Annotated in this window: 26 protein-coding genes and 1 pseudogene; 15 read left to right on the top strand and 12 right to left on the bottom strand. The window is 62.5% G+C overall.

What is annotated here, in order from left to right; translation table 11 throughout:
* The 12 genes from CWO91_RS34655 to CWO91_RS34605 form a co-directional block, all read left to right on the top strand.
* Positions 1-522, top strand: a 522-nt coding sequence (locus CWO91_RS34655) for a hypothetical protein (protein WP_208753107.1), incomplete at its 5' end; no start/stop codon positions are given.
* A gap of 33 nt (positions 523-555) precedes the next feature.
* Complete coding sequence (locus CWO91_RS34650) at positions 556-942, top strand: hypothetical protein (RefSeq protein WP_130219991.1); 387 nt, start codon at positions 556-558, stop codon at positions 940-942.
* A 54-nt stretch (positions 943-996) separates the two neighbouring features.
* A complete protein-coding gene (locus CWO91_RS34645) occupies positions 997-1,362 on the top strand; it encodes a head decoration protein (RefSeq protein ID WP_130219990.1) in 366 nt (121 codons plus the stop codon).
* Positions 1,363-1,477: 115 nt separating this feature from the next.
* The gene (locus CWO91_RS34640) at positions 1,478-2,830 is read left to right on the top strand and encodes a hypothetical protein (protein ID WP_130219989.1); all 1,353 of its coding nucleotides are present in this window, start codon (positions 1,478-1,480) and stop codon (positions 2,828-2,830) included.
* A 32-nt stretch (positions 2,831-2,862) separates the two neighbouring features.
* Complete coding sequence (locus CWO91_RS34635) at positions 2,863-3,447, top strand: DUF4376 domain-containing protein (protein WP_130219988.1); 585 nt, start codon at positions 2,863-2,865, stop codon at positions 3,445-3,447.
* 70 nt (positions 3,448-3,517) lie between these two features.
* Positions 3,518-5,110: a hypothetical protein gene (locus tag CWO91_RS34630; protein ID WP_130219987.1), complete on the top strand. Its 1,593-nt coding sequence runs from the start codon at positions 3,518-3,520 to the stop codon at positions 5,108-5,110.
* Between the two features lie 68 nt (positions 5,111-5,178).
* Positions 5,179-5,304: a hypothetical protein gene (locus tag CWO91_RS45130; protein WP_283811051.1), complete on the top strand. Its 126-nt coding sequence runs from the start codon at positions 5,179-5,181 to the stop codon at positions 5,302-5,304.
* Positions 5,305-5,472: 168 nt separating this feature from the next.
* Positions 5,473-5,820: a hypothetical protein gene (locus CWO91_RS34625; protein WP_130219986.1), complete on the top strand. Its 348-nt coding sequence runs from the start codon at positions 5,473-5,475 to the stop codon at positions 5,818-5,820.
* 4 nt (positions 5,821-5,824) lie between these two features.
* Positions 5,825-6,175 (top strand): hypothetical protein, encoded by a 351-nt coding sequence (locus tag CWO91_RS34620; RefSeq protein ID WP_130219985.1) that lies wholly within the window; start codon positions 5,825-5,827, stop codon positions 6,173-6,175.
* Between the two features lie 124 nt (positions 6,176-6,299).
* A complete protein-coding gene (locus tag CWO91_RS34615) occupies positions 6,300-6,770 on the top strand; it encodes a hypothetical protein (protein WP_130219984.1) in 471 nt (156 codons plus the stop codon).
* Positions 6,771-7,756: 986 nt separating this feature from the next.
* The gene (locus tag CWO91_RS34610) at positions 7,757-8,011 is read left to right on the top strand and encodes a hypothetical protein (protein ID WP_130219983.1); all 255 of its coding nucleotides are present in this window, start codon (positions 7,757-7,759) and stop codon (positions 8,009-8,011) included.
* A 179-nt stretch (positions 8,012-8,190) separates the two neighbouring features.
* On the top strand, positions 8,191-8,358 hold the full coding sequence (locus CWO91_RS34605) for a hypothetical protein (protein ID WP_165405922.1): 168 nt from the start codon (positions 8,191-8,193) through the stop codon (positions 8,356-8,358).
* A 95-nt stretch (positions 8,359-8,453) separates the two neighbouring features.
* On the opposite strand, the gene CWO91_RS34600 is transcribed toward CWO91_RS34605, so the two are convergent.
* Positions 8,454-9,038, bottom strand: a complete 585-nt coding sequence (locus CWO91_RS34600; RefSeq protein WP_433995595.1) for an RNA ligase family protein — start codon at positions 9,036-9,038, stop codon at positions 8,454-8,456.
* Positions 9,039-9,433: 395 nt separating this feature from the next.
* Positions 9,434-9,829 (bottom strand): hypothetical protein, encoded by a 396-nt coding sequence (locus CWO91_RS34595; protein WP_130219981.1) that lies wholly within the window; start codon positions 9,827-9,829, stop codon positions 9,434-9,436.
* A 493-nt stretch (positions 9,830-10,322) separates the two neighbouring features.
* On the opposite strand from CWO91_RS34595, the gene CWO91_RS34590 reads away from it, so the two are divergent.
* The 3 genes from CWO91_RS34590 to CWO91_RS34580 all read left to right on the top strand — a co-directional run bounded on the left by CWO91_RS34590 (position 10,323) and on the right by CWO91_RS34580 (position 12,091).
* Positions 10,323-10,652, top strand: a complete 330-nt coding sequence (locus tag CWO91_RS34590; RefSeq protein WP_208753108.1) for a hypothetical protein — start codon at positions 10,323-10,325, stop codon at positions 10,650-10,652.
* A 75-nt stretch (positions 10,653-10,727) separates the two neighbouring features.
* The gene (locus tag CWO91_RS34585) at positions 10,728-11,009 is read left to right on the top strand and encodes a DNA -binding domain-containing protein (RefSeq protein ID WP_130219979.1); all 282 of its coding nucleotides are present in this window, start codon (positions 10,728-10,730) and stop codon (positions 11,007-11,009) included.
* Positions 11,010-11,347: 338 nt separating this feature from the next.
* Complete coding sequence (locus CWO91_RS34580; RefSeq protein WP_130219978.1) at positions 11,348-12,091, top strand: DUF5131 family protein; 744 nt, start codon at positions 11,348-11,350, stop codon at positions 12,089-12,091.
* Here CWO91_RS34580 and tcmP read toward each other — a convergent pair.
* The 10 genes and pseudogenes from tcmP to oppD form a co-directional block, all read right to left on the bottom strand.
* On the bottom strand, positions 12,047-13,000 hold the full coding sequence (tcmP, locus tag CWO91_RS34575) for a three-Cys-motif partner protein TcmP (RefSeq protein WP_349643605.1): 954 nt from the start codon (positions 12,998-13,000) through the stop codon (positions 12,047-12,049). The genes CWO91_RS34580 and tcmP overlap by 45 nt on opposite strands.
* Positions 12,976-13,329, bottom strand: a complete 354-nt coding sequence (locus CWO91_RS34570; protein ID WP_130219977.1) for a hypothetical protein — start codon at positions 13,327-13,329, stop codon at positions 12,976-12,978. Before CWO91_RS34570 ends, tcmP begins: the two co-directional genes overlap by 25 nt.
* Before the next feature lie 5 nt (positions 13,330-13,334).
* Positions 13,335-13,559, bottom strand: coding sequence for a hypothetical protein (locus CWO91_RS34565; protein ID WP_130219976.1), 225 nt, complete (start codon positions 13,557-13,559; stop codon positions 13,335-13,337).
* An 886-nt stretch (positions 13,560-14,445) separates the two neighbouring features.
* Positions 14,446-14,769: a hypothetical protein gene (locus CWO91_RS34560; protein WP_091895582.1), complete on the bottom strand. Its 324-nt coding sequence runs from the start codon at positions 14,767-14,769 to the stop codon at positions 14,446-14,448.
* A 338-nt stretch (positions 14,770-15,107) separates the two neighbouring features.
* On the bottom strand, positions 15,108-15,425 hold the full coding sequence (locus CWO91_RS34555; protein WP_130219975.1) for a hypothetical protein: 318 nt from the start codon (positions 15,423-15,425) through the stop codon (positions 15,108-15,110).
* A 392-nt stretch (positions 15,426-15,817) separates the two neighbouring features.
* Positions 15,818-17,668, bottom strand: a complete 1,851-nt coding sequence (gene ilvD, locus CWO91_RS34550; protein WP_130219974.1) for a dihydroxy-acid dehydratase — start codon at positions 17,666-17,668, stop codon at positions 15,818-15,820.
* A gap of 359 nt (positions 17,669-18,027) precedes the next feature.
* Positions 18,028-18,990, bottom strand: coding sequence for an ABC transporter permease (locus CWO91_RS34545; protein WP_130219973.1), 963 nt, complete (start codon positions 18,988-18,990; stop codon positions 18,028-18,030).
* Complete coding sequence (locus tag CWO91_RS34540; protein WP_165405923.1) at positions 18,987-19,916, bottom strand: ABC transporter permease; 930 nt, start codon at positions 19,914-19,916, stop codon at positions 18,987-18,989. Before CWO91_RS34540 ends, CWO91_RS34545 begins: the two co-directional genes overlap by 4 nt.
* Positions 19,916-20,902: an ABC transporter ATP-binding protein gene (locus CWO91_RS34535; RefSeq protein ID WP_130219971.1), complete on the bottom strand. Its 987-nt coding sequence runs from the start codon at positions 20,900-20,902 to the stop codon at positions 19,916-19,918. The genes CWO91_RS34540 and CWO91_RS34535 overlap by 1 nt, the downstream gene beginning before the upstream one ends.
* Positions 20,899-21,014, bottom strand: a pseudogene (oppD, locus tag CWO91_RS45310) (oligopeptide ABC transporter ATP-binding protein OppD); the annotation flags it as partial. The pseudogene oppD and the gene CWO91_RS34535, both read right to left, overlap by 4 nt.

The raw sequence follows: 21,014 nt of genomic DNA, 5'->3' as shown, positions 1-21,014 counted from the left end.
GCTACCACGGCAGCCACGGCGGGCGCAGGAAGCGCCATCTGGACCGCGGGCGCAGCTGCCGCCCCGTGGGTCGCCGGCGCCGCTGGCCTCGCTGGCGGGCTCTGGGCCATGCACAAATCGGTTGAGGATGCCGGGTATAGCGGCCTGACAAGCGGTCAGCGGCTTGCCCTGCAGCGCCGGGGATCGATGCGCGACCTGTATCGCCGCGAATGGGGGTATGGCGACAGCTCGATCGCCCCTGAACTGTCCCCCACCATGACTTACGGGACCGGCGTTGGCGGCGACAAGGGTCAGCACGTCGACGTTTCCGGTCAAGTTACCGGCGACGGGAAGATGCAGGTCGAAGTCAACGCCGGGTCTTCCTTGCTCGACGTCGTCCGGCGCGCCGAAGCCGCGATCAAGCTGTCGGGGACGATCAATTCGAGCGGCCCGGGATCGCTTGGGCATTCATCGCCTGACGCGGCAGCGCCTGCGCCGCGGCCGGCGAGCGGGCAAACCGGCGGCGCAAGCGGGAGTTGGTAGGGATCAATCCGCGAAAATTGATGAGATGAGCTGATGCTTTACGAACACGAAGACGATCCCGTCGACGAAGTGTGCGCGCAGCTCGACGCCGCGGTCGCGGACTTCGTAGCGGCGACGCAAGCAGAAGCTGAAAATACGGATGACGAACTGATTGATCGCCTGATCCGTCGTCTTAACCATGTCGCGGCCCGAGAAGCGGCGCTTGAAGGAGCGATCGTGCACCTTCTGTCGCCGTTGCTCTTTAAGGTCGCACCCGAAGCTGCATTGAAGCTGGTTGCGGAATTGCGAACCCTGCCCGTCTCGCTTCCCGGAGCGAGCGCTGATGCTCCGCTAATCATGATGACCGAAGAGTATCTTCATCGACTGGCCGATCAGATCGAAAAGAAGCTTCGGCCAGATGAGCGCAAGCCGGTGACTTGATCAGGATATTCCCGCCGCAGGTTCGGATTTACACCAAGCGAAGGAGCGTTGGAGATGCGCGCTATGCGACCCCCAGAGTTTGTCCTGAAGGAAGAGGCTCACAATCTTTCTCGGGAAAACGTGATGTTTTCACCGTCGCAATTCATCGTTCCCGGCCAGATCGTCGGAGCAACTGTTGCCGCCGCTGCGGATAAGCGCTTCGCGGCCTTCAATCCTGCGGCCACGGATGGCACGCAGGTGGCTGCGGGCATTTCGGTCTATCGGGTTATCACGAGCCCGGGTTCGACGGTGAAAAGCCCGATCATCAGTCGGGAAGCCGTCCTCAAAGGCAAAGACCTGACATGGCCGGCCGGCATCACCGCCGCGCAGCAAGCAGAAGCCACAGAACAATTGCGGACGCTGGGCATCACCATTCTATGACGACTGCACGGCATTGAGGCGTGGGTCCGAGCGAAGATCGGCGCCGGACCTCAAGCCGAGAAATCCCACTTGAAGAACGACCAGTACTAATCCTGCAACTCTTACGAGGTAAACAATGGCTCTTGATCTTTTCGGCCCCTCTGTCGGCTCCGGCGGCGTCACCGTTCGCCCGTCTGAAACGCGATCCTTCACTGCGACCGATACCTTCTTCCGGGATTGCTCGTCCCCCGACGTCGACGACGGCACGGAGTTTGACGCGGCATGGTTCAACGAAGTCTTGGCTAACCTGCGTTCTTTGGCGCGAGGCAACGGGCAGACCGGCGGCGCTGTTGACGTCGTTACGCAGGACAACGCTGACGACAGCATTCTTCTGAAGGCGATCCAGCATCTGATCCAGCGCGGCCAGCCGCTCTACGGCGAAGACACGTCGTCCACCGCGAACGTCATCACGGCCGCGATTTCACCGGCGCCGCCGGAATACAAGAAAGGAATGACCGTCGCCATCAAGGCGGCGAACAGCAACAGCGGCGCCACGAAGATCAACCTAAATGCGCTTGGTCTTGTCCCCGTTGTTCGGCCGGATGGGTCGACCTTGCTGGACGGCGATATCGTCGCAGGGTCGGTCAACACCTATCGATATGATGGCGTCAATTTTCAGCTTCTTGGCGCGAGCGCGCGTCCGCAGTTGCGGCGTAATACGACCATCTATGTGAACGGGGCGATCGGCAACGATGCCAACGATGGCACCGCGAACGATGCGACGCATGCTCTGGCGACGATCCAAGGCGCCATTAATCTCGCCTTCAAGTATGGGCCTAGCGCTTTCACCATTTCTATCATTGTGGCGACTGGAACCTACTCCGGCGCGATTACTCCGCTTTATCCGGGGCCGTCGATTGTTGTCGATGGGCAGATCGCGACGAACGTTATTATCGACGGATCGTTCGGGCCGAACGTCAGTGGCAGCCAGTCGATTGTCATCCAAGGTCCGAACACGGCGACGGTTAAGAACGTCACGGTTCAGAATGCGGGGGGCGTCGGCGCGGGCGGCGCCTTCATGTCCGCCTATGGCGCGACGCTGACGACGCTGAACACCCGTAGCAACGCCTGCGGCGGAAGCGTCTTTGAAGCGTATCAGGGCGGTACGGTTCTGGTCGGATCGCACACATTCAACGGCAGTAGCTATGCGGCCTTCTACAGCATCGCCGCTAACCTCTATCTGCAACAGAACGCGGTCTTCACCATCGCGGCACCGATCACGATGGGACTTGCGTTCGCGTGGTCAACGTCCTGCGGAAATATTTCGGTCCCCGGGTCTTCGCCGCCATCCTTCGTCAGCCCGGGCAACGTCACAGGCGCGAAATACAACTGCATCGGGAATGGTGTGGTGAACATTTCGGGTAACGGCGTGAACTTCTTCCCAGGCACAGTCGCGGGCAGCACAAGCAACGGCGGCCAGTACTACTGAGCCTGCACGATCAACCTTAGAGGAAATCGACAATGAGCAATCCCTTCAATGCGGCCGATTGGTATTGGCTGATCGGCGGTCAGGTTTATGCCAGTGCCCGCAACACTTACGTTGATGCTGCGGATGCGGCTTATGTGGCATGGAGGACGGCAAACGGTACGCCGCCGGCCGCCGCTGCCGAAGCGGACGTCTGGCCGGCGGTCAGCCGCTTCCTGCCGGCGTGGCTGTTCGACGGTACGACATTTACGCAGCCGACGGCGACGACGTACAGCCGGGCCCAGCTGAAGGCTTACGCGGCGTCCGCTCGATACGCCAAAGAAGTCGGCGGCCATGCCGTCAACGGCGTGAACTACCCAACCGATCGTGATACGCAGTCGAAGCTGACCGCGGCAGCGTTGTTCGCTCAGGTCGACAATACCCAGACCTTCAAGTGGAAGCTTGCCGACGGCACCTTTACCGGCGCGCTGACCGCCGCGCAGATGATTTCCATCGCAGCGGCGATCGGCGGCTTCGTGAACCAATGCTTCGCCGCAGAGCAGAGCGTGTGCGTGCATATCGAAGACGGGACGATCATTTCGCTTCCTGAGATCGACCAGACGTTCGCGTCAATCAGCTGACACCCCAAAGCAACGGCGCCCAATTCGGGCGCCGTTTTCGCTCCTCTAGGAACAGGCAACGGTTTTCATTATGGCCATCAAGCATCACTACCAATCCGGTCGCGGCGACAACGGTGACCCCGGCGCGATCCAACCGTCGCATTGGGACGCGGATCACGATCTTACGGGTATGTTAGCGTTACTCGACGCGGTCGCGCCGACGCCGAACGTCGTCTTTACCTTGGATGGCGCCGGAAACTTCTTCTTCCAAGCGACGGCGTCGTTTGCGCCGACATACTCTGCGCAGCTGACGGGCGTCCCGACGGCGCCAACGGCTTTGCAAACCGTCAACTCAACCCAGATCGCGACGACCGAATACGTCCGAACAGCGATCACTAATTTGGTCGGCGGTGCGCCGGGCGCTCTGGATACCCTGAACGAACTGGCTACGGCGATCAATGACGACGCCAGCTTCGCAGCGACCGTCACCTCAGCACTTGCTGTTCGCCTGCGCGTCGATGCCGCCCAAGGCCTGAACGAAACGCAGAAGGCGCAAGGTCAATCGAACCTCGGTCTTGGTACGGCCGCGCTCTATAACGTCGGCACCGGCGCAAACAATGTCGTCCAACTCGACGGAAGCAGCAAGCTCCCGGCTGTCGACGGCTCGCAGCTTACGAACATCGTCTTCGCCGGCGCCGTTCGTTATGATCAGGTTATGTCCATCACCGCCGATCAGAAGGCGGTCGCGGTCGGCAACATCGGCTCGGTCCCGTTCAACGGGCAGATCGTCGAAAGCCACGCCGCCGGCGCGGTGACGTTCGCGGTCAAGACGCCTTCCGGCGCCGATCCCAGCGCAACAACGCCGGTCGTCTTCCGCTTTCCGACAGGCGGCGGCGCTTACACGTTTGTTTCTGTTACGGCGGCGCTCTCAATTACGATCCCGTCGGGCGCAACGCTTGGGCAGAGCAATGCGCAAGCCTTCCGGCTATGGCTCGCGGCCTTTAACGACGCCGGCACCGTACGGCTTGCAGCGCGCACGTGCATGGCTCTTACCTTTACTGGATCGTCGCCGAACTACACGATCATCAGCCCGGTCGAAACGCGGCCGGCCAGCTCGACGCTGACGCCGGGAAATTCAGCTCACACATTCTACACGACGGGCGCCGCCGTCACGACGAAATACTGGGAATGGATCGCGCACGCGACATACGAGGCGGGGCTTGCGACGGCTGGAACGTGGAACGTCTCGCCGGATTTCATTGCGTTGGTCGATCCTTCGACGCGGCGTCCCGGTGCGGTCATTCAGGATCAAGTCAATCCGACGGTGCAATCCTTCGCTCCGTCCGACACGGCCACCCATACGCTGAGCACGCAAACGGTCACGCCATCGTCGGCGGCGAACGTGTTCGACATCGAGGCGGATGGCTACATCTACTTGCGCCAGGGCGTGTCAGGTGAGCAAGGCTCGCTCTATGTCGCGCGCGGTTCGACTAATGTGCAGCCGGCGAACACGACTGCGTTTCAGATCGCGACCACGGATGCGATCTGGCCTGCCCGACCACGCGGTTTCGACAAGCCGAACACTACCGCGGCCGTGACCTATAACATCATATGCCAGAACGTCACCTCCGGAACGGCCAATTATCAGAGTTGGAATTTGCGCATACGCGAGATCGTGACCTGACCTTCAGGTTCAGAAAATCCAAGGGCCGCCCATGTCGGGCGGCCTTTTCGTTTGGAAAAGGGGAAATCATGAAGATCGAAGAACAGACGCTTCGCCGTCTTCGGCCGCGCGGCGACCCCGCCGGGCGCGCATCGAAGCGATTTGCCGACCAGATCGAACAGAAGCTTCGGGTGACAATGGACGCGAACCGGTAACTTGAACGGGGAAATTCCCGCCTCAGTCCGGTAAATAAACCGGGAATTGTCCCGATATTTCCGGTACTTCTCCCGGTTGCATTCCCAGAAAAATCGGATAATAGCGTAAGCAGACCGCCGGCAGTTTGCACCTGCCGACGGTCCTAACTCGCAACATTGGGATGAACAATGCAGCAAGCTGTCCTTAGCCTAACCCGTCCGACTTCCGCGATCGAGGCTCTTTTCGCAAAGTACTTAACCGCGGAGGCCGAGAAGCGACGCGTTTACGCCCTCTATAACGAAGCCGAAGCGGCCGGCGGCGACGACGAAATCGAACAGGCGCATGCGGCCTGTGATGCCGCCTTCGACGCGCTGGAAGACATAGCCGACAAAATCCTGCGGGCAAGACTGAAGATCCCCGCCGATTTGCCGATCAAGGCGCAAGTTCTTGTCGGACGCGACCACGGGAACGGATATTGGGCGAGAGATGTCCAGCGGTTCTGCCGCGACGTCCAGATCGCTGCGGCGGCCACCTAATCGTATGAACAACGTCGACCGCGCCGATCGGATGAAGGCCCTGAGCAAGGTGGCGCTGGGCATCATCCGCCGGTGCGGCGAGCGTTGGAACGTCGACCGCCCCGATGGCCGCTGGCGGCGGTCGGAAGTCCGTCACAACGAATTCCGGCTGACGCATTCGCGCTTGATCGACGACAAAGACCGGACGTCGACCCTCGATGTCCGGTTCGACGGCAAGATCGTCCTGCAGGTCGAATGGACGACTGAAAGAGTGTTACGAACGTCATATCGGCCCGGCGCATGGGAAGCGATGCTGCTTCGTTACGATCGAGTGCCGGCGCTGTCTGGATCGGCTGCCCTGGGGGATCGATGTTGACCTTCTTCCACCGCTATTGCCGGGGTGCATACAACATTTCTGCTAATAGTCGGCACTACCATGGAATGAGCCGGGCCTGCGCACAGCAGCCCGGATAGAGGGGAATGCAATGATACGGAATACTTTGGCCGCCACGTTGGCGAGCGTGATCATGTTTGGCTCGCCAGCTTCTGCGCAATCAGCGACCGCCGCACCGGCAGAAAACAAATCAACCGAAATCGATTACAAGATTGTTGACCCCAGCGACCTTTTCATTGGCACACGAAAGTACCTCGATAAGCCAATCCTGCTCCGAAAGATGCGCTGCTACTACGCGGACGTCGACGATTACCGATGTACGGCGAACGGTCCGGTCTTCCTTGCCGTATTCACTGCCACTGTTGAGCCGGCTTCCGCGCGAGTGTGGATAGAGAAGAACTGCGACCAGTTGAAGGTCGCGGTGACATCGGACAAGTGCCTGTTCAACCCGCAATTCGTCTACGGGGCTAAGGACGTCAACGACGATATCGTTTCCGGATTTCAGCAGCGGAAAGTGATCCACCCACCGGCGGGCGTGACTATGATCCCCAGTAAAGCGCTCAAGAGTGAGCGATAGCCTGCTGCCACCGACGTGATCGAATTCTCGGGCTTGCCGGTTCTGGCCAGCCGCGCTGCGGCTGGATCGGGCGGCCGCCCCATTGCGGTCTAAGTGTCCCAACGTTCGCGGCAGTCTGTTCGCTCAAGCCGATCGAATTCACGTTATTCGCGCGCGGGGGCACCGCTGGTTGCGCGTGCGGTAGGATGCGTGGCTCGCCTCCCTCGATACGAATGATCCCGAACCGGCAGCGCGCCGATCGACCGCTGACTTGGATTATCCCTCCCGAGAACCGATTAGACGAAGGCGGCGCCGTCGTGAGCAGACCTGACCATAACAGCGGCGATGAAGTCGCCCGCGAACAACCGAAGCGGCGGGCAAAGGCGAGCGGGTCAATCGTCACTCTTGAACAACTGCCGTTGTTCGCTGACGAACGCTCCCTAAGCGAGGCCATTCTAGGGCCCGGAACGTACACAGCTTGGCGCGCAATCGTTCCTTTGTTGGAGCGCCGCGGCTTCCCCAAAATCGACGGTCTTATGGGCGGCCGATATACCCGGGCTATACGGGCTTTCTTCGACCGGGAATACGGCATCGGCGGAGTGACGCAGGTATTGTCGCCTGATGGTCCGGCGGAGTTAGGGGCATGGAGCAGAGAGAGGACGGCCCGCCGACAAGAACGGGCGGCCCTAAGGAAGGCCGCGGCGAAGCCTGCTATCCCGGCAAGATCATAAACGCTATCCAGCGGCAAAGCCCAATCGCACCGACGAAGCTGATCGCGAAGCGGAAGGCGGCTTATGAAGCCGTCCATCCGGAGACGAAGAACGGCGGCAATAGGCGTGGTTCAGTTCGCCAAGTTGGCGAACTGAAGAAGGACCGCTTTACCGCAGACACGGCCGCCAAGTCCGGGACGCCGGAACGGTCGATCCGCCGCGACGCGACCCGCGCCAAGGGCCCCGGGCCCGATCTGGACCGCGTCTTCGCAGAGCGCGCCAACCGGAGGGCGCCCGATGAAGGACGTCGTCGAAGCCGTCGCGATCGCGCTGGTGATCGCAATCCTTTGCGAGTGCGCGCTGATGGTCGTGAAGGCCATCGCCGTCAGGTTACACGGCGGGTTCAGTGAAGATCGCTATCTGTTCTCAGTAGAAAAGCGAATTGAGATCAGCGATGTTCGCGGAAGGTTTTGCCCCTTTTTGGAAAGACTTTTCCGCCGCGAACCAACGGCGAACAGCCCGGGACGTGCCTGGACAAAGGCCCCGAACTGAACGCGCTCGCCGCAATGCACGCTAACCGAAGCGAAAGCATCAGCGGGGCCGCTGGCAGCATTCCGGTGCGCGGCGTGGCTTTCCGAGGCCGTGCAGAAAAACAGCGCAGGATGCCCGATCGACGCTGCCGTCACTCACGAGAGTAGTGTTAAGAGCACTCGCCATTCGCCGGGGACAGTATGGTCAAGGCATTTCGCAATACAGTCATGGCACTCACATTCGTGGTAGTCGCCGGCAGCAATATTCATTGGAATTTCACGAACGACTACATCGCCTGCGGCTTGGCGCTGGCCACTTCGGTCGCCGCCGCTCTTTGCGTTGAGCGTGCGTTTCCGGACCGCTGGTGATCCGCCGCCGCGGCGGCCAGCCGCGTTCGGGCAAGCACGCCGATATTGGTCAACCAGCCTCCAACGTGGCGCTGCTTTGGTCGTTCCACGAACCTCTACAACTCGCGATCCATGGCCGGATGGCTTCGGTTCTTCACCTTGATCCAGAACTTCTGGCGGCCCCCGCGGTAAGGCCGATCGCGATGTTTGGAGACAAGCCCCTCCAAGCCCATCCGGCACGCGGCGCGGAATAGATCGGGCCCGATCTCGCCGCGCTCAAACGGCGCAACGGTGATGCCGTCCGGCCGCCGAGCCAGCAGCCGCGCGAGGTTCGTCTTCCGTAGATGGAGCGGCAGGTCGCGCAGGTCGTCGCCGCCCAGCGCAAGAACATCGAAAGCGTAGAGCTGGACATCGTGATCATGCTTGCGTGAGTGCAGCGCGTTGAAATCAGAGATACCGTCGACGCCTAGAATGACAGCTTCGCCGTCAACCACGAAACGTTTCTGTCGGTTCTTCAACGCGGCCTCGGCGATCCAAGGATACCGCTTGGTCCAGTCGCTGCCGTTCCGGGATAGGAGGCGCACGCTCTTGTCGTCCCGGATGACCAACATCCGGTAGCCGTCGTGTTTCACTTCATGGATCCAATCCGGACCTGACGGGACCTGCTTGCCGGCCATGGCCAGGCAGAGTTCGTACGCCATGCGCATGGAGCGAAAATAGGCACTTGCGGGCTCACTTGCGAGCCGGAACTCGGGGCAATCCCGCTTTCATATCGACAACGAAGCCATCGGGCATCTTTGGCGCGTTGTCCGACTGGACATGGTTCGCCGGGAGCAGAATGGCCGTCCGGGTACGCAGCAGATGGATCCACTTGACGTCTAAGGCTATGCCCCTCACCTCCCGCAATGCCCGGTGATCAACGAGACGTTTTTCTGCATTTTGCGTAATGATTTCAGCTATCGCCGTCGGTGACCTCTGTACCGATCCGGGGTGATTTCATCCGACAGCGTTTCCGCCTCTAAGCCATTGAAGTTTCTAACGGCGCCGTTGATTTCCGATAGCGAAGCTACGATCGCTTACGCCTCTTCGTCTGGCGTCATTGCTCGGTGTCCAAATCCAAGAGGTTTTCGCAAAAGGTGTCGCCGGTTTCGATCGCGGCGTTCAGGATCATTTCGGCGATCCGGCTCGGATCCAGCGAGTGCCGCGCCGCGAGGCGCGCGAGAGGGCCGGAATTGCGATGCTGAACGCCGACGCGATAGGCGCGCGCGCCGGCAGCCTCCTGACGCGGGCGCCCGCCCTGCCCTGACAGCTGGATATTGCAGCGCTTGCACAGTTCGAAGATCCGCGGCGCCTGGTTCGCGGCCAAGCCGATGTCGAGCGCGATTTCGCGCGCGGTCATTCCCTTTTCTTCGACAAGGTGACGGACCCATGCGACGCGATCGTCGTTCCATTCAATGCGCCGATCGACGTTGCCGAAGTTGGGCTTCGACATTTGCGCACCTCTTATGCGGGGTCCACGTCGTGGCGCGGTCGACGAACCCTGCGGTTTAGTCGGGCGGGCCGCTGCTTCCGGATCGGCGCTTGGACGTTCTGCGGTATGCTTCATGCGACGGTTAGGCGTTGGGCAGTTTGGACGTGGGCGGCTAGCATTCGGTGACTACCTCGCCGCAGAAGCATTGCGCAATGCCTTCCGGCCGCTGTGTGGGGTAGCGGCAGCGCCAGATCGTGCATCCGGCCTTCCAAGCGGTCCAGTCGCGCTGGCGGCGCCACGCCTCGTAATCGGCGGCGGTCGCGCGACCGCCAAGTCCTCCCAGGCGGCCTGGACGCCGGCGCGGGCCGCGTCGAATATCTCGGCAATGCCGCTTCCAGCGATCTTCCTCTGGCGAGCTGCTAGGCGACGATCACGGTCGGGCCGAGGAATAGTGATTGCGGACCGTGGGCAAAGCCTGTAGCGCCATGGTTGCGAGGCGGCTACGTTGGGACGCATGACGGGCGGGCGCGTACAACAGGAACTGATTGGCTGCTCCGACTGCGGCGGCAATGTCTCATTTTCGGCCGTCGCCTGCCCGCACTGCGGCTCGCGTGAGCCAGCCGGTCCTTATGTGCAAAGCTCCAAAGAGCAACGCCTGCACCGGATCGAAGAGCTGAACGATCAGACACTGATCGGCATGATTGTCTTGTGTACAGGTATCGGCTTCTTCTACGGCGCGGTGATGATCGGTCCCGGTGGTGCCGCCGGCTATGGCTTGGTCGGCGCTATCATCGGCGCACCGGCCGCTTTCATCATCAATGTCAGCCGCCGGCTGTTTGGGTGATGCTGCAGCGGTCACGCCGCCGACACAAACGCCGGGAAATATCCCGGCGTCACAACCAATGATCGCAGGAAGCCAATGCCGCCTCTGCTCAATCCAGTTATCGCCGATCTGGCGCCCTCCGGGGCCGACCTTACCGCGTACGATGAAGAGCACACGATCACGTATTGGCGCCTGCTCGACGCCAATGCCGAAGGCGCTGACTGGCGCGAGGTATCGCGGATCGTCCTGGGCATCGATCCAGACCGCGAGCCCAAGCGGGCCCGGCAGGCGTTTGAAACCCATCTTGAACGCGCGCTATGGATCGCCAACAGCGGATATCGTCAACTGCTGCGAGGCGGGCCTTCGAAGGCTCGGTAACGGCAGAGAGTGTGGGCAGCCTCTTCCGGGGCAGACGACCGGCGGGGCGTCAGCCGCCGCCGCCGGCCATCCTACGCTGCCTGTGGCTGGGGGGCTGAATTAGGCAGCGATACGCTCCAGTGACCGTAAGCCTGCCTATCAGCGATTAACAATCCACTAACCAATTCGGGCGAGCTAGGGACCTTTCGCAGGCGACACGACGGCCTGTGCTGCGGTCCGCTCTTGTCGGTTGCGCGAACAGGCGTGGGAACGGGCCCGGCCTAAGCCACGTTGGGCATGTCACGGAAACGGCTGTTTAACCGTATTTTGTGACAATGCTGATTGGCGGAGGGTTCGTGATGGCTGATACTTCAATCGAGTGGACGGATGCCACATGGAACCCGGTCGCTGGGTGTACCGTGCTGTCGCCCGGCTGCACCAATTGCTACGCCATGCGAATGGCCGCTCGACTTGACGCAATGGGCGTCGACAAGTACCGCGGGCTCACCCGCAAGAGCGGCAAACGGACTGTTTGGACGGGCAAACTTTTTCTAGATCGCAAGGCACTAGAGCTTCCGAAGACGTGGCGCAAGCCGCGCCAAATTTTCGTAAACTCGATGTCCGATCTCTTCCATGCCGACGTGCCGGCGCAGTTCGTCGCTGAGGTATGGTCGACGATGGCGGCGACGCCGCACCATACCTACCAAATTCTGACGAAACGTCCTGATCGGATGGCCGATATAACAGCGGCGTTCTCTGTTTTGCCGAACGTTTGGCTGGGCACCAGCGTGGAGAATGCGGAGTATCTCGACCGCATCAACGACCTGCGTCGCGTGCGATCAGTCGTTCGCTTCATTTCGTTCGAACCCTTGTTAGGTTCAGTCGCCGGCGCTGATCTTTCCGACATTCATTGGGCAATCGTTGGCGGTGAGAGTGGTCCGCGCGCGCGGCCGATGTTAGCGCAGTGGGTGGAAGAGATCGAAGCGATGTGCCGACGCTATGGTACGGCATTTTTCTTCAAGCAGTGGGGCGGAACGAACAAGAAAGCAGCCGGCCGCCTACTGCGCGGGCGAACGTACGATGAGATGCCGCTTGGGGTCTAATAGGTGATTGCCAATTCTCCTCGCTAGGCCGATAGCCTCCGGTGTCCTGTTCGAGATACACAAAAACAACGAGAACATCTGGGGCGAGCGATCAATCGGTAAAGCCAACGGCTTCAGCACGGCTCCAAAAAGCTCACTGAGCCGACCTTGGACATATCGCTCCAGCCCCCTCGGATCCAAGTCCCTTCGGCGCTCAGGCAGCACGCCGAACATGTCAGGTTCGCCATCGGGATACAGTTCGTCCTCCCATGAGTTCGAGCCGAACATTCGGGTAAGAGCGGCGCGCTTGTGGTCGTCGATGTCAGTGATCTTCCTGGTTGCTTGTCGAAAAAGCCCAGCCAGAGGAAAGAGAAACCACACATCGATCGCTTGCGTTGACGCCAGGGCCTGTAGCGTGGACCATTCGACTTCCATCCCATAAGGATCAAGGAAAACGACGGCCCGCTTATCTCGCCAGCTATTGTTGGCAACGAGGTGTTTCAGTGCCGAGTTCGCATCTTGTTCGGCAACCACAATCCGTCGTTGAAGGTTCTTAGCGACAAGGTCGTTCAACGCCAAAATGTAGTTCGGGTTTTTCTCGATAAATACGAGAAAGTCGAAAGCTGGCTGCACATCAAGCGCGATCTGAGCTGAGCCGCGGCGTCGTTCAACCGCTTCTTCAACCGGCATTTCGATTAGGTCCGCTCCCCTGCGCTCGGTTCGCACGGTCCTGCTTCCGGTACCCGCGAAGGCGTCCACGTACCAGAGATGCTGAAAATGTGAGCGCAAGGCCAGCGTGAACGCTTTGAGATAGCCTTCGACGATCGACAGCTTTAGTTCGGTATGCTGGCCGCCGAATTCATGGTCTATTGGCATGACAACCCCTGCATTGACGTCTGCACCTACTACTTCGAGTGCAAAATCGTCCAAGCCCAACCGATCGCCGCGCTCGCCGCGGCGACCGTCGCAGCCAAGGCAGCAAAGCGGGTCCAGAAGACTTGTCGATTGTGGCGCGCGGCTTCCAAAGCCTCTCGCCGGCGATCGTGCCAGGCGAGCCATTCCTGCGCGAAGCCGATCGTCAAAGCCCGCAATTCGCCGATGGCAACAGACCCGGCAGACCCCGCGTCGGTTTGCGCCAATCTGGCCCGAACGTTCTGCGGGCCGAGCCTTTCAAGTTCTTCGAACCATCGTTCAGCTTGCTCCGGCAGGCCGCCGGCCGCCCATCTGGAGGTCTCATAGGGAAAGCGGTCAGTCTTCATCGCGGTTAGTTCTTTGCGACGATGGCGCAGCCGCGTTTCAGTGCCGCTTCGAAGACTTGCTTTAGACCGGGATCCGCGAGGATGGCCTCGCCGGGCAGGAAGTCCGCCATGACGTGCCACTCGAAGCCACTGTGCGGATCGGGCAGCTTCATCGGATTGAGCACGTAGGCGGTGCGACCTGGACCTTCTCCGAAGGCGCCTCGCTCAATGAATTTCTGTAGCCGGTTCATTCTGTCCCCTTTAGGAGCGTTCAGCGGGTCGCGAGATCATGGTTGTTCTGATGCCATGGGCCTCTCAGCGAGAAGCTTCAGGGCGATCGGTTCGACGTCTTCGCGCCAGTAGTCGTCACCGTTCCGAAGGACGCTTCCCAGCATGCCGGGAGAATAGACAGCTGGCTCCGGCCGGGGTACGCCGTCCAGCGAGCGTTGGTCGGCGTGTGGATGACCTCGTTTTCGTCGACCTGAAACTGATCCTCGGTGACCCGCGTCCGCGCCATGATTTGCCCCGGTTGTGGGGGGCGACACTACACGCGCGGTCATCGGCCGGGCATGCTCCCGGGGCCGTTATCCCCGGCAAAACGTCGACGGGTTGAAAATGCAGGAGGAACGTCCTGTCGACGCTCTGCTGGACCCAAACCTGGACCCAAACCAGCCGCAACTGGACAAGACCAGCCAAACTGAACGAGATGAGGGGCGTGCTGTAGGTGCTTGAAATACCTACCCAATCAAACCAAACGAGACTAGGCGAGACTGTACAGTGCGTATTTCAAGACCGGTGCCTTAAACCACTCGGCCACCCTTCCAAGCCCGGAATGGCTGTCGCTTAACGTAGTCGACCGCGCAAGGCAACGCGAAGTTGGCGCCTGCCCCACACTCTTCTGCTGCCCTGATCTGTCAGGCGAGCGTCAGCCTGTTCCTCTAGCCTGGACAACACCGCTCGGCCGCCGATCGCCGCCGAGCCTTCAGCAATCACGGATACTGGCGACATCTCCCAGGGCGTCGCTGGTTGCGAGGCCCGGTTGGATTCGTCTCCATGTCCGGGCCTCGTTTGCTGGTGCGGAAAAGAAAGCGGCGCCCCGAAGGAGCGCCGCGCCAATTTTTTCGTAACAGCGTCGGCTCAGTAGCCGCAGGACGCGCAACCCATCTGCACCGGAGCGTAATAGGAATAGCCCGGCGAGACCATCTCGACACGCTGGCGCGTGGCGTATTGCGGGGGGATGCGCTCGTACTGGACGCTGGGCGGGGCCACCATCACGGTCTGCGGCACCATCACGGTGCGATACTGCGCCGGCGTGCGGTGTGCGACCACGGAGCCGGGAGACACCATCACGGTCTCGTCGACGGTGCGGTATTGCGGCGCGACGTATTGCTGCTGATAGCAGGTCGTGCACGGCGGCGGCGCGTAGCAATTGTAGCAGCCGGCGGAGGCTGCGCCCGTCATGGCAATCGCGGCGACGGCGGTGGAGAAAACGACGGCGAGAGTACGAGACATTGCGGTGGTTGCCCCAGTTGCCCGAAATGGATTTGCAGAGATCGAACGCAGTATACGCGGCAAAATCCTGGGGTGCCGAACTTCGTCGGGGCATCCTTAATGCGAACGGCCGATCACCGCCGAGCGGTAAGAACTCATTGACCACGCGCATTAACGCGCGATGCGCGTTGGCTCCGAAGTCCGCATGCTGTGCGAGAGCGTGATCGCTGCGCCGGCGATCGGACGCCGCGGGTGCACCGTTCGAGCGCCGTTCCGAAAGCGTTCATCCGCCTCCGACGGATCGAGCTTCAGCGCCTCACTGCTCTTTCCAAAAACTCCAGCAGCGAGGGATCGGTCTCCTCGAATTCGACAAAGCGGCGGCGCAGCTCGTCGGCGATTTCCGCGGTGGCATCCCGCGACCATCCCTCCGCGGTATTGAAGGCCACGATACGTGCAGGATGGAGATATTGCCCTTCGACGAGATGTCTGAGCAGGGTCGCGCGATTGGCGTCCTCCTCGGCCGTCTCACACCAGGCGCGGCCCAGTCGCCGGCCGAAGTCATCGAGCACGAGATAAACGTCCCGGTCGGTCGTAATGTGCGGCACGAGCGATGGAGCGTGACTCATGGCTTACTCCGCTACTGGCAATCCGAACAGTTGCGGACAGATCGGGATAAGGCGATTTGTCCTGACCGGATTCGGAAAAATGGATTCCAGCTATTTTTCTTACGATCACATGGTTAAATCACAAATAAAACAGAAATAAACAAAAATTAAATAGCAAAATGCAGTGAAATCCACTAAATTGATTGCGCCTGGCGGGCGAGCCCGCACGTCGGGCACCCACCTCGCAAACGGCTCCCGCGTCCACCCCCAATAGCCCACACCCCAAGACGCGGGGGCCGTTTCTTTGCGGATCTGCCTCCGGGCTCCACGGGTTCTGTCGTGCAACGGCGCGCTCGCGTGGAGACCGCAAGTCGTCCCGGAGGGATTTAGCCTGTGGCGCGCCGATCAGGCGCCTATCTCGGGCGACGCTTCACCTCGCGCACCGCGCCGCGCGCGGCGCTGGTGGTGAGCGCGGCGTAAGCCTGCAGCGCGGTCGAGACGTTGCGCTTGCGGTTCTGCGGCTGCCAGGCGGCATCGCCCTTCGCCTCCTCCGCGGCGCGGCGCTTGGCGAGCTCCTCGTCGGAGACCTCGAGGCTGATGCTGCGGTTCGGGATGTCGATGGCGATACGGTCGCCGTCGCGCACGAGACCGATGTTGCCGCCTTCGGCCGCTTCCGGCGACAGATGGCCGATCGACAGGCCGGACGAGCCGCCGGAGAAACGGCCGTCGGTGACGAGCGCGCAGGCTTTGCCGAGGCCCATCGATTTCAGGTAGCTGGTCGGATACAGCATCTCCTGCATGCCGGGGCCGCCGCGCGGGCCTTCATAGCGCACGACCACGACCTCACCAGCGACGACCTTGCCGCCCAGGATGCCTTCGACCGCCGCATCCTGGCTTTCGAACACGCGCGCGGGGCCGGAGAATTTCAGGATCGAAGCATCGACGCCCGCGGTCTTCACGATGCAGCCGTCCTGCGCGAGGTTGCCGTAGAGCACGGCGAGGCCGCCGTCCTTGCTGAAGGCATGTTCGAGATCGCGCACGACGCCCTTCTCGCGATCGGCATCGAGTTCGTCATAGCGGCGCTCCTGGCTGAAGGCGACCTGTGTCGGGATGCCGCCGGGCGAGGCGCGATAGAAAGTGCGGACAGCCTCGCTCTTGGAGCGCTTGATGTCCCAGCGTTCCAGCGCGTCGCTCATGGTCGGCGCATGCACGGTCGAGACCGAGGTGTCGATCAGGCCAGCGCGGTCGAGCTCGCCCAAAATGCCCATGATGCCGCCGGCGCGGTGCACGTCCTCGACGTGCACGTCGGCGACGGATGGTGCGACCTTGCAGAGCACGGGCACACGGCGCGAGAGCCGGTCGATGTCGCCCATGGTGAACTCGACCTGCCCTTCATGGGCGGCGGCGAGCAGATGCAGCACGGTATTGGTCGAGCCGCCCATCGCGATGTCGAGCGTCATGGCGTTCTCGAACGCCTTGAAATTCGCGATGTTGCGCGGCAGCACGCTGGCGTCGTCCTGCTCGTAATAGCGGCGGACGAGATCGACGATGGTGTGGCCGGCCTCGACGAACAGGCGCTTGCGGTCGGCATGGGTCGCAACCACCGAGCCGTTGCCGGGCAGCGCCAGGCCGAGCGCCTCGGTGAGGCAGTTCATGGAGTTGGCAGTGAACATGCCCGAGCAGGAGCCGCAGGTCGGGCACGCCGAGCGCTCGATCACCTTGACGTCGTCGTCGCTGACCTTGGAGTCGGCCGCCGCCACCATGGCGTCGATGAGGTCGACTGCCTTGGTCTTGCCCTCGAGCTTGACCTTGCCGGCCTCCATCGGTCCGCCCGAGATGAATACGGCGGGGATGTTGAGCCGTAACGCGGCCATCAGCATGCCGGGCGTGATCTTGTCGCAATTGGAGATGCAGACGAGACCGTCGGCGCAGTGCGCGTTGGCCATGTATTCGACGCTGTCGGCGATCAATTCGCGCGACGGCAGGCTGTAGAGCATGCCGTCATGGCCCATGGCGATGCCGTCATCGACCGCAATCGTGTTGAATTCCTTGGCGACGCCGCCGGCCTGCTCGATCTCGCGGGCCACGAGCTGGCCGAGATCCTTCAGATGGACGTGGCCGGGCACGAACTGGGTGAAGGAGTTGACGACCGCGATGATCGGCTTGCCGAAATCGGCGTCCTTCATGCCCGTCGCGCGCCAGAGGCCGCGGGCGCCCGCCATGTTGCGACCGTGGGTGGTGGTGCGGGAGCGATAGGCTGGCATGGCAGTTTCCGTCCTCGGGTTGGCTTGGGCCGGGCGGAAAAATGGAAGCCGCCTCAGGCCTTTCCGGCCGGATAGCGCACGGGGTGGCGAGGTGCAACGGGAACTTGGTCCGGACAGGGCTCCCCTGCTCCCGGCGCGGGCTGCTGCCGCACCCCCAACTGTCGTCCCGGACAAGCGCGCCTTAAAGCGCGCGGCGATCCGGGACCCATAGCCACAGGGGGTGGTTGTGGCGCGAAGCTGACAACTCCGAGTCTCCGTAATCACGTCCGCCGGTGGTTATGGGTCCCGGATCTGCGCTTACGCTTGTCCGGGACGACGTCGGAGGACGTCGCACGAGCCCGTAACCGCCGGACCCTTGTCTACTGCAGGGTCGGATCGAGCCGGTCGCGCAGCCAGTCGCCGATCACGGAGACCGCCAGCGTCGTGACCACGATGGTGGTGGCCGGCGCCAGCATGATCCAGGGCGCCCGGGTCAGGTATTCCCGGCCGTAGCCGACCATGTTGCCGAGGCTGGTCATCGGCGGCTGCACGCCGAGGCCAAGGAACGACAGGCCGGATTCCATCAGGATCACCTCGGGAAAGACCAGCGTGGTCGAGACGATCAGGGTCGAGGCGATGTTGGGCAGGATGTGCCGGAGGTAGATCCGCGACGGCGTTGCACCTAACTGGCGGACCGCGGCGGCATAGCCCTGCGCATTGGCGGAGATGGCCAATCCCCGCGCGATGCGGGCGTAACGCTCCCAGCCGAACAGGCCCATCAGGCCGATCAAGAGCGGCAGCGAGTTGCCGAAGAAGGCGAGCACCGCGAGCGCCATGATCAGGAAGGGCATGCTGGCCTGGAAGTCGGTCAGCATCAGCACGAGCTGCTCGACGGCCCCGCGGAAATGCGCGGCCAGGAAGCCGAGCGTGGTGCCGACGATCGCCGAGATCGCGGTGGCGCCGAACGCGATCAGCAGCGAGATGCGGATGGAGACGAGGAGGCGCGACAGCACGTCGCGGCCGAGCTCGTCGGTGCCGAGCCAATGCGCGGCATTGCCGGGCGCGGCCAGGCGATTGCGCAGGTCAAGCTGGGTGAAGCCGTAGGGTGCGAGCTTCTCGGCGAAGGCGGCGATCACCAGCATGGCGATGATCCAGGTGATCGCGACTGCGACCGAGACCGGGATTGCCGGCAGGCTGATGCGGCGGCGGACACTAGAGCCCTTTCCGTTCCGATGAAATCGGAACGGGGCTCTAGATTCTGGTTTTGACGCGTTTTCTTCACGCGAACCGGTATCCACTTCGCTTGAAAACGCTTCGGTATCCTTCAGCGTCGCGTCGGTCATGCGTGCGCCCCTTTGGCGCGCAGCCGCGGATCGAGGAAGCCGTAGAGGAAATCGACGATCAGGTTGGACGTGACCATGGTCATGGCGACCAGCAGCAGGATGCATTGCACGACCGCGAGGTCGCGATTGGCGACGGCGACGACGAGCAGGCGCCCTACTCCCGGCCAGGCAAACACGCTCTCGACCACGACCGCGCCTGCGATCAGCGATCCCACCATGAAGCCCAGAATGGTGACGGTCGGGATAGCCGCGTTCGGCAGCGCATGCGACGTCACCACCTTGCGCCATGGCACGCCCTTGGCCGAGGCAGTGCGGATATAGGGCTGGCCCAGCACCTCCAGCATCGCGCTGCGGGTGAAGCGCGCCAGCACCGCTGCGCCGCCGAGGCCGAGCGTCGCAATGGGCAGGATCGCGTGCCGCCAGCTGTCCTGTCCGCCCGACGGCAGCCAGCCGAGCTGCACGGCGAACACCAGCACCAACACCAGCGCGAGCACGAAACTCGGGACGGTGAAGCCCGCGACCGCCGTCATCATCACGGCGCGGTCGATTCCCGAGCCACGATGCAGCGCGGCGTAGATGCCGGCGGGAATGCCGAGCGCCACCTTGAAGGCAAAGGCCGGCAGCGTCAGCGCCAGCGTCGCCGGGATCCGTTCCAGCACCAGCTCGATCGCGGGGCGTCCGTCGCGCATGGAGCGGCCGAGCTCGCCCTTGGCGATGGCGCCGAAATAATCGAGATACTGGAACCAGATGGGATCATCGAGGCCCCAGGCCTTGCGGAACGACGCGAGCACCTCCGGCGGCGCCTCCGGTCCCAAAATCATCAGCGCGGGATCGCCTGAGAGCCGCAGCACGACGAAGGCGAAGGTGACGACGAGCACGATTGTCAGCGCCGCACGTCCGATCCTGATAGCGAAATAGCGGCCCATCACGCCGCATCCCGCGTTTCGGCGCCCGTGACCAGATGACAGGCGACCTGCCGGTTGCCGCCCACAGCCGAGAGCACCGGCACTTCGCTCGCACAGCGCGCGATCGCGCGCGGGCAGCGCGGGTGGAAGGCGCAGCCTTGGGGACGCGCGGCCGGGTTCGGCGGATCGCCAGCGAGCACGATGCGGCCGGCGCTGCGGCGGCCCGGTGCGGGTGAGGCCGAGACCAGCGCCTGCGTGTACGGATGCTCCGGCCGCGCAAACAGATCATCGGCGCTGCCGATCTCGACGATGCGGCCGAGATACATCACGGCGACGACATTGCTGATCTGCCTGACGACGCGCAGATCATGGCTGATGAACAGCAGCGTCAGCGACAGCTGCGCCTGGAGATCGGCGAGCAGGTTCACCACCTGCGCCTGGATCGAGACGTCGAGCGCGCTGACCGGCTCGTCGCAGATCAGGAAATTAGGCCTCGTCGCCAGCGCCCGCGCCAGCACGATGCGCTGGCGCTGCCCGCCGGACAGCGCGCCGGGATAGCGCGCGCCGTGGGCCGGCGTCAGCTCGACCGCGCGCAGCAGCTCGCGGACGCGATCTTCGCGCTCGGCAGGCGTACCGAGATCGTGGATGTCCAGGGGCTCGCGGATCTGGCTGGCGACCGGCAGCCGCCGGTCCAGCGCGCCCAGCGGATCCTGGAAGATCATCTGCATGCGTGCCCGCTGCGCGCGCCATGCAGCCGTTCCTGGCGCCGCCATCGGCTTGCCGTCAAATCGCACCTCGCCGCGATCGGGCGGCTCGAGGCCGAGCACGATGCGGCCCGTGGTGGATTTGCCCGAGCCGGACTCGCCGACGAGGCCCAGCGTCTCGCCCTTGGGAATGGTCAGCGACACGTCGTCGACCGCATGCACGGCCGTAGCTCGGCCGAACATCCCGGAGCGCATTGCGTAGCTGCGCGAGATCGCGGACACCTCGACGAGCGGCGCGCTCATTCGGCCGCGATCCCGAGCAACGCGCGGCGCGAAGCCTCGGCGCGGATGCAGGCGACGTTGCGGTCATTCGCGATCGGCGCCAGGCTCGGCGCGGCAAGGCCGCACGGCTCGG

Source organism: Bradyrhizobium genosp. SA-3 (assembly GCF_004212635.1).
Classification (GTDB): Bacteria; Pseudomonadota; Alphaproteobacteria; order Rhizobiales; family Xanthobacteraceae; genus Bradyrhizobium.
The sequence above is the reverse complement of the archived record's forward strand: the minus strand, read 5'-3'. Positions and strand labels throughout refer to the sequence as shown.

Coding starts and splice junctions, on each gene's coding strand:
- CWO91_RS34590 (WP_208753108.1), top strand. CDS start 10,323: ATGACGGGCGGGCGCGTACAACAGGAACTGATTGGCTGCTCCGACTGC.
- CWO91_RS34570 (WP_130219977.1), bottom strand. CDS start 13,329: ATGAAGACTGACCGCTTTCCCTATGAGACCTCCAGATGGGCGGCCGGC.
- CWO91_RS34545 (WP_130219973.1), bottom strand. CDS start 18,990: ATGACCGACGCGACGCTGAAGGATACCGAAGCGTTTTCAAGCGAAGTG.
- CWO91_RS34595 (WP_130219981.1), bottom strand. CDS start 9,829: ATGTCGAAGCCCAACTTCGGCAACGTCGATCGGCGCATTGAATGGAAC.
- CWO91_RS34630 (WP_130219987.1), top strand. CDS start 3,518: ATGGCCATCAAGCATCACTACCAATCCGGTCGCGGCGACAACGGTGAC.
- CWO91_RS34585 (WP_130219979.1), top strand. CDS start 10,728: ATGCCGCCTCTGCTCAATCCAGTTATCGCCGATCTGGCGCCCTCCGGG.
- CWO91_RS34645 (WP_130219990.1), top strand. CDS start 997: ATGCGCGCTATGCGACCCCCAGAGTTTGTCCTGAAGGAAGAGGCTCAC.
- CWO91_RS34605 (WP_165405922.1), top strand. CDS start 8,191: ATGGTCAAGGCATTTCGCAATACAGTCATGGCACTCACATTCGTGGTA.
- ilvD (WP_130219974.1), bottom strand. CDS start 17,668: ATGCCAGCCTATCGCTCCCGCACCACCACCCACGGTCGCAACATGGCG.
- CWO91_RS34565 (WP_130219976.1), bottom strand. CDS start 13,559: ATGAACCGGCTACAGAAATTCATTGAGCGAGGCGCCTTCGGAGAAGGT.
- CWO91_RS34650 (WP_130219991.1), top strand. CDS start 556: ATGCTTTACGAACACGAAGACGATCCCGTCGACGAAGTGTGCGCGCAG.
- CWO91_RS34625 (WP_130219986.1), top strand. CDS start 5,473: ATGCAGCAAGCTGTCCTTAGCCTAACCCGTCCGACTTCCGCGATCGAG.
- CWO91_RS45130 (WP_283811051.1), top strand. CDS start 5,179: ATGAAGATCGAAGAACAGACGCTTCGCCGTCTTCGGCCGCGCGGCGAC.
- CWO91_RS34640 (WP_130219989.1), top strand. CDS start 1,478: ATGGCTCTTGATCTTTTCGGCCCCTCTGTCGGCTCCGGCGGCGTCACC.
- CWO91_RS34555 (WP_130219975.1), bottom strand. CDS start 15,425: ATGAGTCACGCTCCATCGCTCGTGCCGCACATTACGACCGACCGGGAC.
- CWO91_RS34620 (WP_130219985.1), top strand. CDS start 5,825: ATGAACAACGTCGACCGCGCCGATCGGATGAAGGCCCTGAGCAAGGTG.
- CWO91_RS34535 (WP_130219971.1), bottom strand. CDS start 20,902: ATGAGCGCGCCGCTCGTCGAGGTGTCCGCGATCTCGCGCAGCTACGCA.
- CWO91_RS34635 (WP_130219988.1), top strand. CDS start 2,863: ATGAGCAATCCCTTCAATGCGGCCGATTGGTATTGGCTGATCGGCGGT.
- CWO91_RS34560 (WP_091895582.1), bottom strand. CDS start 14,769: ATGACGGGCGCAGCCTCCGCCGGCTGCTACAATTGCTACGCGCCGCCG.
- CWO91_RS34580 (WP_130219978.1), top strand. CDS start 11,348: ATGGCTGATACTTCAATCGAGTGGACGGATGCCACATGGAACCCGGTC.
- CWO91_RS34610 (WP_130219983.1), top strand. CDS start 7,757: ATGAAGGACGTCGTCGAAGCCGTCGCGATCGCGCTGGTGATCGCAATC.
- CWO91_RS34600 (WP_433995595.1), bottom strand. CDS start 9,038: ATGGCGTACGAACTCTGCCTGGCCATGGCCGGCAAGCAGGTCCCGTCA.
- CWO91_RS34540 (WP_165405923.1), bottom strand. CDS start 19,916: ATGGGCCGCTATTTCGCTATCAGGATCGGACGTGCGGCGCTGACAATC.